Source organism: Pseudomonas sp. B23(2017) (assembly GCF_002113725.1).
Taxonomy (GTDB): domain Bacteria; phylum Pseudomonadota; class Gammaproteobacteria; order Pseudomonadales; family Pseudomonadaceae; genus Aquipseudomonas; species Aquipseudomonas putida_Z.
Map to the genome: position 1 here is coordinate 265,821 of NZ_NEJM01000002.1, position 17,055 is coordinate 282,875.

A 17,055-nucleotide genomic window follows, 5' to 3' on the forward strand; every position below is an offset into this window, starting at 1 on the left:
CGCGAAAGGGCTGCGCAGCAGCCCCAGAAATCCATGTTGCTGTACAAGTTTTGGGGCCGCTGCGCGGCCCTTTCGCGACACAAGGCCGCTCCTACAAAAAGCGGAGCGACGGTGTTACTGGGTGACGGTTTCCAGCTCCGGCTCGGCATGTTGCGCTGCAGCCACTGCCTTGCGCATCTGCTCGCAACCCCACAACACCCGCTCCGGCGTCGCCGGCGCATCCACCTGTGGCTGCACGCGGTAGTCGGCGATGCTGGCCACGGCGTCCTTGATCGCGCACCAGGCAGCGATGCCGAGCATGAACGGCGGCTCGCCCACGGCCTTGGAGTGGAACACGGTGTCTTCCGGGTTCTTGCGGTTCTCCACCAGCTTTACCCGCAGATCCAGCGGCATGTCGGCCACTGCCGGGATCTTGTAGCTGGCCGGGCCGTTGGTCATCAGCTTGCCCTTGGCGTTCCACACCAGTTCTTCGGTGGTCAGCCAGCCCATGCCCTGGATGAAGCCGCCTTCCACCTGGCCGATGTCGATGGCCGGGTTCAGCGAATCACCCACATCGTGCAGGATGTCGGCACGCAGCATCTTGTACTCGCCGGTCAGGGTGTCGACCACCACTTCCACGCAAGCGGCGCCGAAGGCGAAGTAGTAGAACGGCCGGCCACGTGCCTGGCTGCGGTCGTAGTAGATCTTCGGCGTGCGGTAGAAGCCGGTGCTGGACAGCGACACCTGGGCGAAGTAGGCCTGCTGCACCAGCTGCTCGAAGCTGACGATCTGGTCGCGCACGCGCACATGGCCGTTGCGGAACTCGACGTCTTCCTCGGTCACCTGGTAGTGCCGCGCGGCGAACTCGGTCAGGCGCTTCTTGAGGATTTCGGCAGCGTTCTGCGCCGCCTTGCCGTTCAGGTCGGCACCACTGGAGGCTGCGGTCGGCGAGGTGTTGGGCACCTTGTCGGTGTTGGTGGCGGTGATCTGGATACGGCTGAAATCGACCTGGAAGATCTGCGCCACCACCTGCGCCACCTTGGTGTTCAGGCCCTGGCCCATCTCGGTGCCACCGTGGTTCAGGTGGATGCTGCCGTCGGTGTAGATATGGATCAGCGCACCGGCCTGGTTGAGGAAGGTGGCGGTGAACGAGATACCGAACTTGACCGGGGTCAGCGCCAGGCCCTTCTTCAGGATCGGGCTGTTGGCGTTGAAGCGGCGGATCGACTCGCGGCGCTCGGCATAGTCACTGCTGGCTTCCAGTTCGGCGGTCATCTCTTCGAGCATGTTGTGCTCGACGGTCTGGTAGTAGTGGGTGACGTTGCGCTCGGTCTTGCCGTAGTAGTTGGCCTTGCGCACCGCCAGCGGGTCGCGGCCCAGGTGGCGGGCGATGTGGTCCATCACCTGCTCGATGGCGACCATCCCCTGCGGGCCGCCGAAGCCGCGGTAGGCGGTGTTGGAGGCGGTGTTGGTCTTGCAGCGGTGGCCGTGCACGGTGGCATCGCCCAGGTAGTAGGCGTTGTCGGAGTGGAACATGGCGCGGTCGACGATCGAACCGGACAGGTCGGGCGAGTAGCCGCAGTTGCCGGCCAGATCGAAGTTGATGCCGTGCAGGCGCCCGTCGTCGTCGAAGCCCACGTCGTACTCGACGTAGAACGGGTGGCGCTTGCCGGTCATGGTCATGTCTTCGACCCGTGGCAGGCGCATCTTGGTCGGCTGGCCGGTCAGGCGCGCGACCACGGCGCACAGGCACGCCGGGCTGGCGGCCTGGGTTTCCTTGCCGCCAAAACCGCCACCCATGCGGCGCATGTCCAGCACCACCTTGTTCATTGGCACGTCGAGTACTTCGGCGACCAGCTTTTGCACTTCGGTGGGGTTTTGCGTGGAGCAGTAGACGATCATGCCGCCATCTTCGGTGGGCATCACCGAGGAAACCTGCGTTTCCAGGTAGAAGTGCTCCTGGCCACCGATGTGCAGGGTGCCCTGGATGCGGTGCGGGGCACTGGCCAGGGCAGCAGCGGAATCGCCACGCTGGTGGGTGTGGCTGTCGAGCACGAAGTGCTTCTTGCGCAATGCTTCGACCACATCCAGCACCGGCTCCAGGTCTTCATACTCGACGATGGCGGCCATGGCCGCACGGCGTGCGGTATCGAGGTCGCGGGCGGCCACGGCGAGCACCGGCTGGCCGAAGAACTCGACCTTGTCGATGGCCAGCAGCGGGTCGCCGGCTACCACCGGGCCGATGTCCTTGAGGCCGGGGATGTCTTCGTGGGTGATGGCGATGCGCACGCCCTCGAAGGCATAGCACGGCGTGGTGTCGATGCGCAGGATGCGCGCGTGGGCGCGGTCTGCGGTGCGTGCATAGACGTGCAGCTGGTTGGGGAATTCCAGGCGGTCGTCGATGTACACCGCCTCGCCGGACACATGCTTGTCGGCGCTGTCGTGCTTGACGCTGCGGCCGACCCCGGTGGTCAGGTCCTGGCTGAACAGTTCGGCCATCTCGGCCTGGCTCTTGGCTACGTGATGGTTAGACATAAGCGGTCACCCGGGTTTCGATGTACGGCGTTTGCTGTTCGATGAAGTACTTGCGCAGCAGGTTCTGCGCGGTCAGCAGGCGGTATTCCTTGCTGGCGCGGAAGTCGCTGAGCGGGGTGAAGTCTTCCGCCAGGGCCTGGCAGGCACGCTCGATGGCAGCCTGATTCCACGGCTTGCCACGCAACGCCGCTTCGCAGGCACGGGCCCGTTTGGGGATTGCCGCCATGCCGCCGAAGGCGATGCGCACACCGCTGACCACGCCGTCTTCGATGCTCAGGTTGAAGGCGCCGCACACGGCGGAAATATCATCGTCCAGGCGCTTGGAGACTTTATAGGCGCGGAACGCCCAATCGCTGGTGGCGCGCGGCACGATGATCTTCTCGATGAACTCGCTGTCCTGGCGGGCAGTAATGCGGTAGTCGATGAAGTAGTCTTCCAGTGGCATCACCCGTTGGCGCTCGCCCTGGCGCAGGACGATCTGCGCATCCAGGGCAATCAGCAGGGGTGGCGAGTCGCCGATTGGCGAAGCGTTGCCGATATTGCCGCCCAGGGTGCCCTGATTGCGGATCTGCAGCGAAGCGAAGCGGTGCAGCAGGGCGCCGAAGTCCGGGTATTCCTCGTTCAGTGCGCCGTAGCAGTCGGTGAGCGGGGTGGCGGCGCCGATTTCCAGGTGGCTGGCGGTTTTCTCGATGCGCTTGAGCTCGGCCACATGGCCGACGTAGATCATCACCGGCAAGGTCTTGTGGAACTGGGTGACTTCCAGGGCCAGGTCGGTGCCGCCGGCCAGCAGCCGCGCCTCGGGGTGCGAGCTGTACAGGTCGGCCAGGTCGGCCACGGTCAGTGGTACCAGGCAGCGCTTGTCGCCGCTGTTCAGCTCGCCGGTCTGGGTTGGCGCAATGGCCTTGAGGCGGCTGATGGTCTGTGCCTGCTGGGCATCGAACTGGTCGCGGCAAGGCTGGCGGCAGCTCTGCTCGGCGGCGTCGAGGATCGGCCGGTAGCCGGTGCAGCGGCACAGGTTGCCGGCCAGGGCTTCCTGGGCCTGGTGCAGGTCGGGGCCGCTGCTGTTCTTCTGCAGGGCGAACAGCGACATGACGAAGCCGGGGGTGCAGAAGCCGCACTGCGAGCCATGGCAATCGGCCATGGCCTGTTGCACGCTGTGCAGCTGGCCCTGGTGCTTGAGGCCTTCGACGCTGATCAGTTGCTTGCCGTGCAGCGACGAAACGAAGGTCAGGCAGGAGTTGAGGCTGCGGTAGCGCAGGCTGTCGTTGCCCTGGTCGTCCTGGGTCAGTTCGCCGACCACCACGGTGCAGGCGCCGCAGTCACCACTGGCGCAGCCCTCCTTGGTGCCAGGTTTGCCCAGGTGCTCGCGCAGGTACTGCAGCACCGTCATGTTCGGGTCCAGGGCATGCTCACTACGCAGCTCCTGGTTGACGAGAAACTGAATCACGGGGATGGCCTCGCAATGGTTTTATTGTTGTTGGGCGGACTCTAAGCAAGAGCTGTCCAGCTGGTCAATATTTTTCTGACTCAAAGGTCAAGAAATTGCTCATGTCCAAGCCCGGCCGCACACATTGCCCATATCCCAAGCATAGATCGCGCCGGGCGCCTGGATGCCTTGCAGGTCAAATAAACCGCCAGGCCCCTCTGCGCGATTACCGGCCAAGTACGCTACAATCCGCTCCTTGTGCCCAGTTCAATGATTTTGAAGGAAAACCATGACGTTCAAGGCCCCGGACAGCCTCTCCGAGCAGATTGCCGATTACCTGGCCGAACGCATCATCCGCGGCGAGCTGGCGCCAGGCGAGCGTATCCAGGAGCAGAAGGTCACCCAGGCTCTCAACGTCAGCCGCGGCTCGGTGCGCGAGGCGCTGCTGATCCTCGAACGCCGCCACTTGGTGGCGATCCTGCCGCGCCGGGGTGCCCATGTGACCGAGCTCGACGAGCGCAGTGTGCGCAGCCTGTGCGCACTGATGGGCGAGTTCTACATCCTGCTGGGTAACGCGGTTGCGCAAAAATGGCGCACCGATGCCGACCTGCGCCCGTTCCTGGAGATCCAGCAGCGCCTGCAGCGGGCCCATGACCAGCTGGACATCAAGGCCTTCGTCGCCGACAGCTTCGCGGTCATGCGGGCGGCCTATCCGTTCGCCGACAACCCGTTCCTGCAGGAAACCGTGGAAAACCTGCAGCCGGCGATGAGCCGTGCCTACTACCTGTCGCTGGACCAGCGCCAGGCCAACATGATCGATTACCTGGACCTGTTCGCCCGCCTGCTCGACGCCGTGATCGCCCGTGACCTGCCGCGCATTCGCGAGGTGCTCACCGCCTATGGCCAGCGCAGTTGCGAACTGGTGCTGGCGGCGTTGGCCCGAGGCTGACCGATGCGCCTGAAGTGCATTCGCCTGGCCGGGTTCAAGTCGTTCGTCGACCCGACCACGGTCAACTTCCCCAGCAACATGGCGGCCGTGGTCGGCCCCAACGGCTGTGGCAAATCCAACATCATCGATGCCGTGCGCTGGGTGATGGGCGAGAGTTCGGCGAAGAACCTGCGCGGCGAGTCGATGACCGATGTCATCTTCAACGGCTCCAGTGGCCGCAAGCCGGTCAGCCAGGCCAGCATCGAGCTGGTGTTCGACAACAGCGAAACCACCCTGGTCGGCGAATATGCCGCCTACGCCGAGATCTCGATCCGCCGCAAGGTCACCCGCGACGGGCAGAACAGCTACTACCTCAACGGCACCAAGTGCCGCCGGCGCGATATCACCGACATCTTCCTCGGTACCGGCCTGGGGCCGCGCAGCTACTCGATCATTGAACAGGGCATGATCTCCAAGCTGATCGAGGCCAAGCCCGAGGAGCTGCGCAACTTCATCGAGGAAGCCGCCGGCATTTCCAAGTACAAGGAACGCCGCCGTGAAACCGAGAGCCGCATCCGCCGCACCCAGGAAAACCTGGCGCGCCTGACCGACCTGCGCGAAGAGCTGGAGCGCCAGCTGGAGCGCCTGCACCGGCAGGCCCAGGCGGCCGAGAAGTACCGCGAATACAAGGCCCAGGAACGCCAGCTGAAGGCACGCCTGTCGGCCTTGCGCTGGCGCGACCTGGACGACCGGGTGCGCCAGCGCGAGGCGGTGATCGGCGACCAGGATGTGTCCCATGAGGCGCTGGTGGCCGAGCAGCGCAATGCCGATGCCAGCATCGAGCGCCTGCGCGATGGCCATCACGAATTGTCCGAACGCTTCAACCAGGTGCAGGGCCGTTTCTACTCGGTGGCCGGTGACATCGCCCGGGTCGAGCAGAGCATCCAGCACGGCCAGCAGCGCCTGCGCCAGTTGCAGGATGACTTCAAGGAAGCCGAGCGCACGCGCCTGGAAACCGAGTCGCACCTGGGCCACGACCGTACCCTGCTGGCTACCTTGGGCGAAGAGCTGGCCATGCTCGAACCCGAACAGGAAATGACCTTGGCCGCTGCCGAAGAAGCCACTGCCGCCCTTGAAGAGGCCGAGCTGGGCATGCACGGCTGGCAGGAGCAGTGGGACAGCTTCAACAGCCGTTCCGCCGAGCCGCGCCGCCAGGCCGAAGTGCAGCAGGCGCGCCTGCAACAGCTGGAGGCCAGCCTGGAACGCCAGGCCGAGCGCCAGCGCAAGCTGGGTGAGGAGCGTGAGCTGCTGGGCAGCGACCCGCAGGATGCGGCCATGCTCGAACTGGCCGAGCAGCTGGCCAGCAGCGAAATGTTGCTGGAAGAGTTGCAGTTGTCGGAAGAACAGGTGGTCGAGCGCCTGGAAGGCGCGCGTGAGCAACTGCAGCAGGCCACCCAAGCCCAACAGCAGGCGCAGGGCGACCTGCAACGCCTGGGTGGCCGCCTGGCCTCGCTCGAAGCCTTGCAGCAGGCCGCCCTGGAGCCGGGTGCAGGTGCTGCGCACTGGCTGCAGGGCCAAGGCCTGGAGCAACAGCCGCGGCTGGCTGAAGGGTTGCGGGTCGAGCCGGGCTGGGAGCTTGCGGTAGAAACCGTGCTTGGCGCCGACCTGCAGGCTGTACTGGTGGACGACTTCACTAACCTCGATTTTGCCGGCCTGGAGCAGGGCGAGTTGCGCTTGCTGCTGGCGAGCGGTACCGGCTCGTCGCTGCCCGGCAGCCTGCTGGAAAAGGTCGAAGGCCGTGTCGACCTGGCGCCCTGGCTGGGCCAGGTCAAACCCGTGGAGGACCTTGCCCAGGCACTGGCGCAGCGCGCCTCGCTCGGCGAAGGCCAGAGCCTGGTCAGCCGCGATGGCTACTGGGTTGGCCGACACTTCCTGCGGGTGCGCCGTGGCGGCGAAGCCGAAGGCGGCGTGCTAGCGCGTGGCCAGGAGATCGAGCGCCTGGGCCAGGAGCAACTGGAGCAGGAAGCGGCGCTGGAGCAGTTGGAACAGCAACTGCAGGCCCTGCGCGAGCAGCAGCTGGACCTTGAAGAACAGCGTGAACAACTGCGCCGTCGCACCCAGGAAGAAAACCGCCTGCATGGCGAGCTGAAGGCCAACCTGTCGGCTGGCCGCGCACGTGCCGAGCAGGTCGAGCTGCGCCGCCGGCGCCTGCAGGAAGAGCTGACCGAACTGGAAGAACAGCGCGCCCTGGAGCATGAGCAGCTGGGCGAAGCCCGCCTGCTGCTGCAGGAAGCCCTGGAGCTGATGGCCCAGGACACCGAGCAGCGCGAGCAGTTGATGGCTCGCCGCGACACCCTGCGCGAAAGCCTCGATCGCGTGCGCCAGGAGGCCCGCCAGCACAAGGATCACGCTCACCAGCTGGCTGTGCGCCTGGGCTCGCTGCGCGCGCAGCATGATTCCACCCGCCAGGCCCTGGAGCGCCTGGAGCAGCAGGCCGCGCGCCTGACCGAGCGCCAGGAGCAACTGAGCCTGAACCTGGAGGAGGGCGAGGCCCCACAGGAAGAACTGCGCCTGAAGCTGGAAGAGCTGCTGGAGCGGCGCATGAGCGTCGACGAGGAAATGCGCCAGGCCCGCCTGCACATGGACGAAGCCGACCGCGAACTGCGTGACGCCGAAAAGCGTCGTACCCAGGCCGAGCAGCAGGCCCAGTTGCTGCGTGGCCAGCTGGAGCAGCTGCGCCTGGAGTGCCAGGGCCTGGATGTGCGGCGCAAGACCTTGCAGGAGCAGTTGCTGGCCGATGGCTACGACCTGCAAGGCGTGCTCGCCACCCTGGAGGCCGAGGCCAGCGAGCAGGGCACCGAACAGGAGCTGGAGCAGCTCGAGGCGCGTATCCAGCGCCTGGGGGCGATCAACCTGGCGGCCATCGAAGAGTACGAGCAGCAGTCCGAGCGCAAGCGCTACCTGGACGCCCAGGACGCCGACCTGGTCGAAGCCCTGGAGACCCTGGAAAACGTCATTCGCAAGATCGACAAGGAAACCCGCAACCGCTTCAAGGATACCTTTGATCAGATAAATGCCGGATTACAGGCACTTTTCCCAAAAGTTTTCGGTGGTGGCAGCGCTTATCTGGAACTGACGGGCGAAGATCTACTCGATACAGGGGTAACGATCATGGCGCGGCCACCGGGCAAGAAGAACAGCACCATCCATCTGCTGTCCGGCGGCGAGAAGGCACTGACCGCATTGGCGCTGGTGTTTGCCATCTTCAAGTTGAACCCCGCACCGTTCTGCATGCTCGACGAAGTCGACGCGCCGCTGGACGATGCCAACGTCGGGCGCTACGCCCGTCTGGTCAAGGAAATGAGTGAAAGCGTGCAGTTCATCTACATCACCCATAACAAGATTGCCATGGAGATGGCGGATCAATTGATGGGGGTGACCATGCATGAACCGGGCTGTTCACGTCTGGTTGCCGTCGATGTGGAGGAGGCCATGGCCATGGTCGATGCCTGATGCTCGACGATAAGGGCATATTCCGTAGCGAAATGCCCCCGCCATGTGCGACAGACGGTGTAAAGTTGTCTTTGGTCGTGCTAGCTTAATGTCACTCGTTTTTTGCGTGGGTAAAACGCCTGTCAGAACATAGAGTTGGCGCCACGTGTTAAAGGGCTTTGAACCCTTTGTTTTCAAGCATATTTTTATAGAGGCACGGGATTACATGGAAATCGGTCTGCGCGAGTGGCTGATCGTCATCGGCATCATTGTCATTGCCGGGATTCTTTTCGACGGCTGGCGCCGCATGCGCGGCGGGAAAGGCAAGTTGAAATTCCGTCTGGATCGCAGTTATTCCAACCTGCCGGACGAAGAGGGCAATGCCGAAGTGCTTGGCCCTTCGCGGGTGCTGGATACCCACAAGGAGCCTGAGCTGGACGAAAGCGACCTGCCGTCGCTCAGTGCTTCTGCGCGTGATCGCGAGCGTGAGCCCAAGCCGGCCAAGGCTGCCAAGCGCGGCAAGCGCGCCACCGCTGCTGCGGATGCACAGCAGGGCGACCTGAACCTGAGCGCCGAGCCACGCGAGCCCGACCTGTTTGCCGACAGCGATGACGACTTTGCCGCGGAAAACACCCGCAGCAACGGTGCGGCGCCTGCCAGCAGCAGCGTCAAGGAGCTGCCGCCGGCCGAGGAAGTGCTGGTGATCAGCGTCATCTCCCGCGACGAGGGTGGCTTCAAGGGCCCGGCGCTGCTGCAGAACATTCTGGAAAGCGGCCTGCGCTTCGGCGAAATGGACATCTTCCACCGTCACGAGAGCATGGCCGGTCACGGCGAGGTGCTGTTCTCCATGGCCAACGCCGTCAAGCCCGGCGTGTTCGACCTGGACGACATCGACCACTTCAGCACCCGCGCGGTGAGCTTCTTCCTCGGCCTGCCGGGCCCACGTCATCCGAAGCAGGCCTTCGACGTGATGGTGGCTGCGGCGCGCAAGCTGGCGCACGAACTGAACGGTGAGCTCAAGGACGACCAGCGCAGCGTGCTGACCGCCCAGACCATCGAGCACTACCGCCAGCGCATCGTCGAGTTCGAGCGCCGTGCGCTGACCCAGAAGCGCTGACAGATCCAGACGAAAGAGCAGCCTGAGGGCGTGCTGGTCGGTTCGGGTGTTGTTATCGCCTGTGCCGGCCTCTTCGCGGGTAAACCCGCTCCCACAGGGACACCACAAACCTCAAGGGCTGTGATGTCCCTGTGGGAGCGGGTTTACCCGCGAAGAGGCCGGCACAGGCAATAAATACCTCAAGCCCCCGGCACCCACCCCCAGTCTGCTCTTTTGCTTTGCAAGAGAAGACAAATCCCATGACCGCCGAAACCCGTATCCACGAACTGCGTGCCGAGCTCGACCAGCACAACTACCGCTACTACGTGCTCGATGAGCCAAGCGTGCCCGATGCCGAATACGACCGCCTGTTCAACGAGCTCAAGGCGCTTGAAGCCGAACACCCGCACCTGGTAACCCCCGACTCGCCCACCCAGCGCGTTGGTGGCGAAGCCCTGGCCGCGTTCAGCCAGGTACGCCACGAAGTGCCCATGCTCAGCCTGGGCAACGCCTTCGAAGAAGCCGACCTGCGTGAGTTCGGCCGCCGCGTGGTAGACGGCCTCGACCAGCCCGGTGCGGTCGACTACAGCTGCGAACCCAAGCTCGACGGCCTGGCCGTAAGCTTGTTGTACCGCGACGGCCAGCTGGTGCAGGGCGCCACCCGTGGCGACGGCACCACTGGCGAAGACATCAGTGCCAACGTGCGTACCGTGCGCAACATCCCGCTCAAGCTGCAAGGCGAGGGGTGGCCGGCGGTACTGGAGGTGCGCGGCGAGGTGTACATGAGCAAGGCCGGTTTCGATCGGCTCAACGCCGCCCAGGCCGAAGCCGGTGGCAAGACCTTCGCCAACCCGCGCAACGCCGCCGCCGGCAGCCTGCGTCAGCTGGATTCGAAAATCACCGCCAGCCGCCCGCTGGAATTCTGCTGCTATGGTGTCGGCCAGGTGTCCGCGAGCATCGGCGACAGCCACATCGGCATCCTCGAGCAGCTCAAGGCCTGGGGCCTGCCGATCAGCCGCGAACTCAAGCATGCCGCTGGCATCGAAGAATGCCTGGCCTACTACCGCGACATCGGCGAGCGACGCAACAGCCTGCCCTACGAAATCGACGGCGTGGTGTTCAAGGTCAACAGCCTGGCTGCCCAGCGCGAACTGGGCTTCCGCGCCCGTGAGCCGCGCTGGGCGATCGCCCACAAGTTCCCGGCCATGGAAGAGCTGACCGAGGTGCTGGATGTCGAGTTCCAGGTCGGCCGCACCGGCGCGGTAACGCCCGTGGCACGCCTGAAGCCGGTCAAGGTCGCCGGTGTGACCGTGTCCAACGCCACCCTGCACAACATGGACGAAATCGCCCGCCTGGGCCTGCGCATTGGCGACACGGTGATCATCCGCCGCGCCGGTGACGTGATTCCGCAGGTGATGCAGGTGGTGCTGGAGCGCCGCCCGGAAGATGCGCGCCCGGTGCAGGTGCCTAGCGAATGCCCGGTATGCGGCTCGCAGGTCGAGCGTACCCAGCTGGTCAAGCGTAGCAAGGGCAAGGAAACCACCAGCGAGGGCGCGGTGTACCGCTGCGTCGGTCGCCTGGCCTGTGGCGCCCAGCTCAAGCAGGCGATCATCCACTACGTGTCACGCCGCGCCATGGATATCGACGGCCTGGGCGAGAAGAGCGTCGAGCAGCTGGTGGACGAAGGCCTGATCGGCTCGCCGGCCGACCTGTACAAGCTGGAATTCGACCAGATCGTCGGCCTGGAAGGTTTTGCCGAAGTGTCCAGCAAGAAGCTGCTGGATGCCATCGAAGCCAGCAAGCGCCCGGGCCTGGCGCGCTTCATCTACGCCCTGGGCATCCCGGACGTAGGCGAGGAGACCGCCAAGGTGCTGGCCCGCTCGCTGGGTAGCCTGGCGCGCGTGCAGCAAGCGCTGCCGCAAGTGCTCACCTACCTGCCGGACATCGGCCTGGAGGTGGCGTACGAGATCCACAACTTCTTCGAGGACGAGCACAACCGCAAGGTCATCAAGCAGTTGCTCGACAGCGGCATGCAACTGCAGGACGAAGGCGAGCTGGCTGCCGAATTCGCCGCCAGCACCACCCTGGCCGGCATGATCGCCAAGCTCGACATCGCCTCGGTTGGCCCGACCGGTGCCGAGAAGCTGGTGGCCAAGCTCGACAGCCTGGACAAGATCATCGCCGCCGACGGTATCGACCTGCGCCAGGCCCTGGCGGCCAAGCAGGCCGAAGCCGTGCGCGAGTTCTTCAAGGATGAAGCCAATCAGAAACTGGCCCGGGACATCGAGGCACAGTTGCTGGCGTTCGGCATGCACTGGAGCAGCGAGAAGAAAGTCGCCGAAGGCTTGCCGCTGGCCGGCCAGACCTGGGTGCTGACCGGCACCCTGGAGCGCATGAGTCGTGATATCGCCAAGGAAAAGCTGGAAAGCCTTGGGGCCAAGGTTGCGGGTTCGGTTTCCGGCAAGACCCACTGCGTGGTGGCGGGGCCGGGGGCGGGGTCCAAGCTGGCCAAGGCCAGCGAGTTGGGGGTGAAGGTACTTGATGAAGATGCCTTCGTCACCTTCCTGGGCGAGCAGGGCATCGCTGTCTAACGCCCTGCGCAATCCCCTGTGGCTTGCGCGGTCCTTGTGGGAGCGGGCATGCCCGCGAACACGGGCGAAGCCCGTGCCATCCACCGCGGCGCCTGCTTCGCGGCGGTTCGACGCCTCGACACGCCCGCTCCCACAGGTCCTGCGCTGGTCTTGCTGTCAGCGCTAACCCTGTAGGAGCGGGTTCACCCGCTATTTGGCAGCTCCAGGCCACCCCGACCCGGACAAGTCATTGAGAAATGATGACTTTTTCTCCTCCAGAGGTTGTATCTGCCCCCAAGACCGGTACAATGGCGCCACTCGCTGTTCAGCGAGCCTTGTAGTGGTGGCCCCATCGGTCCCCCCGCATTGATTACCCGTTAACCTGGTCAGGCCCGGAAGGGAGCAGCCATAGCGGGAACATCGAGTGCCGGGGTGTGGCTGGTGGGGCCGCCTCCATTACGCAACCCTTTGAGTTCTCAAGGGTTTCTTGCTCAAAAATCTCGAAGTGTGACAGCGTTTAGGTACACCTAAGTGGTGCACTGTGCTTGGCATTCTATCATCGAATTTCTTGTCTCCAAGCCCCTCCGTTCGTGAGGTCGGAATGCATTCGCAGTCATTTCCTTCAGATTCTAAAGAGCCTTCCTTGGGTGGTCCTGATTTCAACCATACTTAGCTTTTGGCTCGATGGTGCTGCCTATGACTTGGGAAGATGCCTTCAAAATTTTCTCTGCCGGCCTCCTGTCAATCGGAGGTGGTGGCGTAGTAGTGCTGGGTCTGTCCACTTGGTTCGGGAGAATTTGGGCCGAAAAAATGTTGGCCAAACAGACACATCTACTTGCTGCTCAGCTTGAGTCGACCAAGCGAGAGCTCGACGTTGTTATGCAGACCACCCTTCGCTTCCAAAACGACAAATTACTTACATATCGTGCAGCTATAGAAGTGGTCGCCCTACTGCTTGCCTCGCTTGACTCTCACGAAAGTGGGAGATTGGTGGCCAATGAAGCTGGGGCCCGCTTCGATGAGTTCAATGAGCAACGACTTAGGGTTTATGGGTATCTCGCAATGCTGGCACCTCAATCTGTTATGGACGCCCAAGATGATCTGATTGATCTCCTTCTACAAATTGCCAACGGAACTGTCAGCTACGAATGGGCTACGGTCCGTGTCAAAGCTCTTTGTCTTCTCAATGCTATCCGTGACGATGTTGGAATTGATAAAAGTCCAATAGTCTATAACGGCGTGCTCTGAGTCGCCTAGCCGCGCAATCAACAGATCACGTTAATACTCTGCTACTGTACCCAGCATTGGGTGGTATGCTTGATCTGTTGGCGTTTTGGTAAGTCTTTACGGAGTTGTGTATGGCGGTTACTAAAGGGCACGGTAATCCAAGCTGGACACGGGATGAGGTCATTCTCGCCTTGGAGCTTTACCAGAGTTGTTATGGTCAGATTCCGGGTCCGACTGACGATAGGGTTCGTAAATTATCAGAAGAGTTAAGATCATTCCCTCACCATGCACAGGCCGCTCGCCAGCCGTCCTTCAGAAATCCGGATGGTGTGGCGTTTAAGCTGCAAAATCTTCGTGCGGTTCATATTGGGGTTGGCCTTAACAATACTTCAAAGACTGACCGGGAGGTGTGGTCCGAATTTGGTAAAGAGCCTCAGCTCACAAGTGAATTGGCCGGTCTCATCCGCCATAGTTTAGAGGTTGTCGACCTTCTCCCCAACTTTGATGATGAAGAGGTGTTTGCAGAGGGTAAGGCCGCGACCATGGTGCACATTCGGCGTGAGCGTAGTGCAAAGCTACGAAAAGAATTGATCGCCAGTCGCCTAAAGGTCGGGGTACTATCATGCGATCTCTGTAAAACTGATGGCTCTAACGTCGATCTGAAAATTAGGGAGTCAATGTTTGAATGTCATCATATCGTGCCTCTCAGTGTGACTGGTGAGATTAAAACTAAAGTCAAGGATGTGGCGCTGCTCTGTGCTAGCTGTCATCGTTTGCTGCATAGGGCTATGGTTGCTAGTAAGCGATGGCTTACTATTGAAGAGGCTAAGAAGAGCTTCTTTAGTTGACGGACGAATTACTCCGCTGCGAAATAGTTGCCGCACTACGGCATGCGTTTGGCTTCTTTGCTGGTGAAAATAATTTCAGATTCTTTTCTGAAGTGCTAAGCAAAGTGCGAGGTGGGTAATAGGAGTCGTTGTTGATTCAGAAATAAGTTGGGGTAGTGAGGCGTTAGCCCTTGACTTGAGTGGCAAGGGCGTGGCTGGCGCCTGAGTTGCGTTACGCTGTCTTCGCTCGTTGCATAGTAGATACTGCATAGCCGACAATCTCGGCAGTCTTACGGATGCTTTTACCAGCATCCAGACATTCTTTGATGCGGTTATGAAGTGCCTGATCGACGTGTCGGCCTTTATAAACATCTCTGGCTTTGGCATTCTCGATATCCTCAGCCTGACGACGGCGACGGTCTTCATAGTTCTTATGTGCAGCTATAAGCAGCATGACGAGAAACATGTTATTAAAAGCTCCCCCACTGAGCCTCGGTCGAGGTCAGTGAGGGGATGGAGATTAAAGTGTTGATATCTTTAACCAGAGTGCATCTTTGCTGAGACCTAATTGATCTCTGATTGCCCTCATTCGTGGCGTGTATTCACGCTTAGGGTTGTAGATAAAGACAGAGTTGTCCTTGCTTTTTTCGACGAAGCCATCGTTAACCAGTATTGCCAATATTTGATCAATGGTTTTTCGGTCGTACTGCTCACCGAATCCACCCTTGTACAAAGAGCTCTCCTTTCTTCCGCCGCCCCTTTGGAAGAAGATTTTTTGGATTATTGATAGGAATAGCTTTTGCGCTGGCGGCAGATTACTAGATTTTATTCTTGAAGCGTTGGACGCGCTCTGGGTTTCCTCAATGATTGTGCTGGTTACCCAGCTGGGCAAAGCATCTTTAGATGTAAGTCCCGTAGCCATTGCGGCATAAGATTTATGTATTTCTACTCTAGAATTCTCGTTGATTTTGCAAGAATCAAATGCAAGCGTGCCAAATAAACAATTTATAAATGTTACGTTTTGCAATTCGATATGGCCGAGGTGAAGGGTGCAGATTTCGGCATCCTGAACTCTAAGCCCTCCTAGGTCTAATTCCCCTTGATGCATAAGTGTCAATGCGGCCACCAGCTCTCCGACAGCTTGTCCGTTTACAGGGTTGGCTACACGGTGAATCATGGATAGTGCCTCTTTTTCGAGATCGTAGAGCTCTATCCATTGTGCGAGGAATAAAAGTCCAATTTGCTGGATTGACTGTCGCCAATGAAGGGAGAGTATATCGTAATTTTTGTTTGATATATCTTCGGCTAAGCTCTCGGCAAATAATAGCTGAACAATATATGGATCAACAAACTGACGGTCAGGTGATTCTGGCTCAATTCTCCCTAAAGTGCATAGACGGCTGAGCATGAGTTGCCCAGACTCATCAGGAACCATCCCGGTCGCAGCCTCATAAGCTTTATTGACATCTTTTGGGCTTAATCTGCCTAGTTCTCGATCGCCTGACCGTGTATAGCTGGCCAGATTAGTAAGTACTTCTCGAACCGAAGTTGGATCAATGGAAGAATGAATTTTCGCTTCCCTGACACACACTGTGTCAATGAACTGGCCCCAGAAACCAATTTCACCGGACGAGGCTGAGAGAATTCGATCAGCTTCCGATGCTTCGATTTCCGCAAGTATCTGGAACATCAGTGGCTTTCGAGGGAGCCATTGAGGAACGACAGAGCTCAATCCGATGTTTTTCAGATATTCTTTGGCTTGATCAACATTAAATTCAGTGGCGCACTTTATTAAAGTGTCTCCTTGAATTCGAGTGCTGATACCAAGGCTTTCGTACATTTCTTGATGGCTGTTAAAGTAATGTGGGCGACCTGTGATAAGAACGCCTGCAGGTGTAGCAGAAATGAGCTCTCTAATTCCTTGTAGTGCCGTTTTCCTGATGGATGCTCTTCGGTCCTGATTGGTGCCAAATGTTTGAGAGCCAACTTCATCAAAGCCATCAAGAATTAAAGTGATATGGCCAGATCGTAAAAGTTGCATCGTTCTGTCAACGGCTTCTGACATCCCTAGGCGTTGTAGGTGGCCGGCGATTATTTCAATTGCGGTAGTTGCGCCCCAGTGCTCGCGTAGGTTAATTGATAGTAAGAAATTTCTTCCTGATTCAGTCGAGGTTGAAAAATACTCAAATACTTCCTTGGTGCACCTGCTCTTGCCTGTTCCATAATCGCCTAAGAGTATTATCTTGTCGCCGCGTTCGAGTTTTACACAGATATCTTTGATCTTGTATTTTTTTCTCTCACTTTCATCTGTATAGATGACGGGAATATAGTCGTGCTTGTCTGGCTCTCCGGTCGTCGGATTTATCGCGCTGCCAAATGCCACCGCCCTCCTGAGCGTACTATAGGATTGGTAGTCAAACGCTTCTTTAATAAAGTTTCTAATGGATGTTATAGATATCTTCGATGCCTTGGCGAGATCGATCATGCCGGGGCTTGGCTCTCGGCTCAATACTATGTAAGCCTTGGCGAGTACGCCTTCAATCATGAAATTTAATTTCACGGCAGCGATTTTCGCGATGTCGGTTCTAACTTTTTCTAAGTTAGATTCTTCCGTGATCTCAATTAAAACTATTTCTTCTTCCGAAATACGCAAAACTGCATCAAAGTTAACGCCATGTATTCTTTCGGGTATGGCTTGCCTTTTCCATATTATTGATGCCAGATTTCGCGTGTGCTCTTCGAGTTGCTTCCAGCTTTTCATCTAAACTTCCTATCAGATACCGCATTTTAATCTTGGCTGAATGTCAAGATGTTCGGCAGAAAGCATGCGGTATTGGTTACCGTGTGTCAGGTCCGAGTGATGCTGAAATGATATCATCGAGTTAGGTGATCGGCTACAGAGCAGGATTCAAAAGTCGTAAAGTGCCTTGCTTTGTGGGCATGCGTGTCAGAACCTCGGGCCTTAACCTATCCCG

Annotated in this window: 10 protein-coding genes and 1 other RNA gene; 7 read left to right on the plus strand and 4 right to left on the minus strand. The window is 59.8% G+C overall.

The window, feature by feature from the left end; genetic code table 11:
* Positions 1-114: 114 nt before the first annotated feature.
* Entirely contained in the window at positions 115-2,514 is a 2,400-nt protein-coding gene (gene xdhB / locus CAG46_RS04595; protein ID WP_085614497.1) for a xanthine dehydrogenase molybdopterin binding subunit, read from the minus strand.
* Positions 2,507-3,961 (minus strand): xanthine dehydrogenase small subunit, encoded by a 1,455-nt coding sequence (gene xdhA, locus CAG46_RS04600; protein WP_025340024.1) that lies wholly within the window; start codon positions 3,959-3,961, stop codon positions 2,507-2,509. The genes xdhB and xdhA overlap by 8 nt, the downstream gene beginning before the upstream one ends.
* Positions 3,962-4,229: 268 nt before the next feature.
* On the opposite strand from xdhA, the gene CAG46_RS04605 reads away from it, so the two are divergent.
* The 7 genes from CAG46_RS04605 to CAG46_RS04635 all read left to right on the plus strand — a co-directional run bounded on the left by CAG46_RS04605 (position 4,230) and on the right by CAG46_RS04635 (position 14,101).
* On the plus strand, positions 4,230-4,889 hold the full coding sequence (locus CAG46_RS04605) for a GntR family transcriptional regulator (RefSeq protein ID WP_015271155.1): 660 nt from the start codon (positions 4,230-4,232) through the stop codon (positions 4,887-4,889).
* 3 nt (positions 4,890-4,892) lie between these two features.
* The gene (smc, locus tag CAG46_RS04610; protein ID WP_085614496.1) at positions 4,893-8,381 is read left to right on the plus strand and encodes a chromosome segregation protein SMC; all 3,489 of its coding nucleotides are present in this window, start codon (positions 4,893-4,895) and stop codon (positions 8,379-8,381) included.
* Between the two features lie 205 nt (positions 8,382-8,586).
* Positions 8,587-9,477 carry a cell division protein ZipA gene (gene zipA, locus CAG46_RS04615; protein ID WP_015271153.1) on the plus strand — a complete coding sequence of 297 codons (891 nt, stop codon included), beginning with the start codon at positions 8,587-8,589 and terminating at the stop codon, positions 9,475-9,477.
* A 239-nt stretch (positions 9,478-9,716) separates the two neighbouring features.
* Positions 9,717-12,047, plus strand: a complete 2,331-nt coding sequence (gene ligA / locus CAG46_RS04620) for an NAD-dependent DNA ligase LigA (protein WP_025340021.1) — start codon at positions 9,717-9,719, stop codon at positions 12,045-12,047.
* 329 nt (positions 12,048-12,376) lie between these two features.
* An RNA gene (gene ffs, locus CAG46_RS04625) (signal recognition particle sRNA small type) lies at positions 12,377-12,473 on the plus strand.
* Positions 12,474-12,722: 249 nt separating this feature from the next.
* The gene (locus CAG46_RS04630) at positions 12,723-13,274 is read left to right on the plus strand and encodes a hypothetical protein (RefSeq protein ID WP_085614495.1); all 552 of its coding nucleotides are present in this window, start codon (positions 12,723-12,725) and stop codon (positions 13,272-13,274) included.
* 110 nt (positions 13,275-13,384) lie between these two features.
* Positions 13,385-14,101, plus strand: a complete 717-nt coding sequence (locus CAG46_RS04635; RefSeq protein WP_085614494.1) for an HNH endonuclease — start codon at positions 13,385-13,387, stop codon at positions 14,099-14,101.
* Positions 14,102-14,312: 211 nt separating this feature from the next.
* On the opposite strand, the gene CAG46_RS27715 is transcribed toward CAG46_RS04635, so the two are convergent.
* Together CAG46_RS27715 and CAG46_RS27720 are read right to left on the minus strand one after the other, a co-directional pair.
* A complete protein-coding gene (locus CAG46_RS27715; RefSeq protein ID WP_256575049.1) occupies positions 14,313-14,546 on the minus strand; it encodes a hypothetical protein in 234 nt (77 codons plus the stop codon).
* 54 nt (positions 14,547-14,600) lie between these two features.
* On the minus strand, positions 14,601-16,841 hold the full coding sequence (locus tag CAG46_RS27720) for an NACHT domain-containing NTPase (protein WP_143493347.1): 2,241 nt from the start codon (positions 16,839-16,841) through the stop codon (positions 14,601-14,603).
* Positions 16,842-17,055 lie beyond the last annotated feature (214 nt).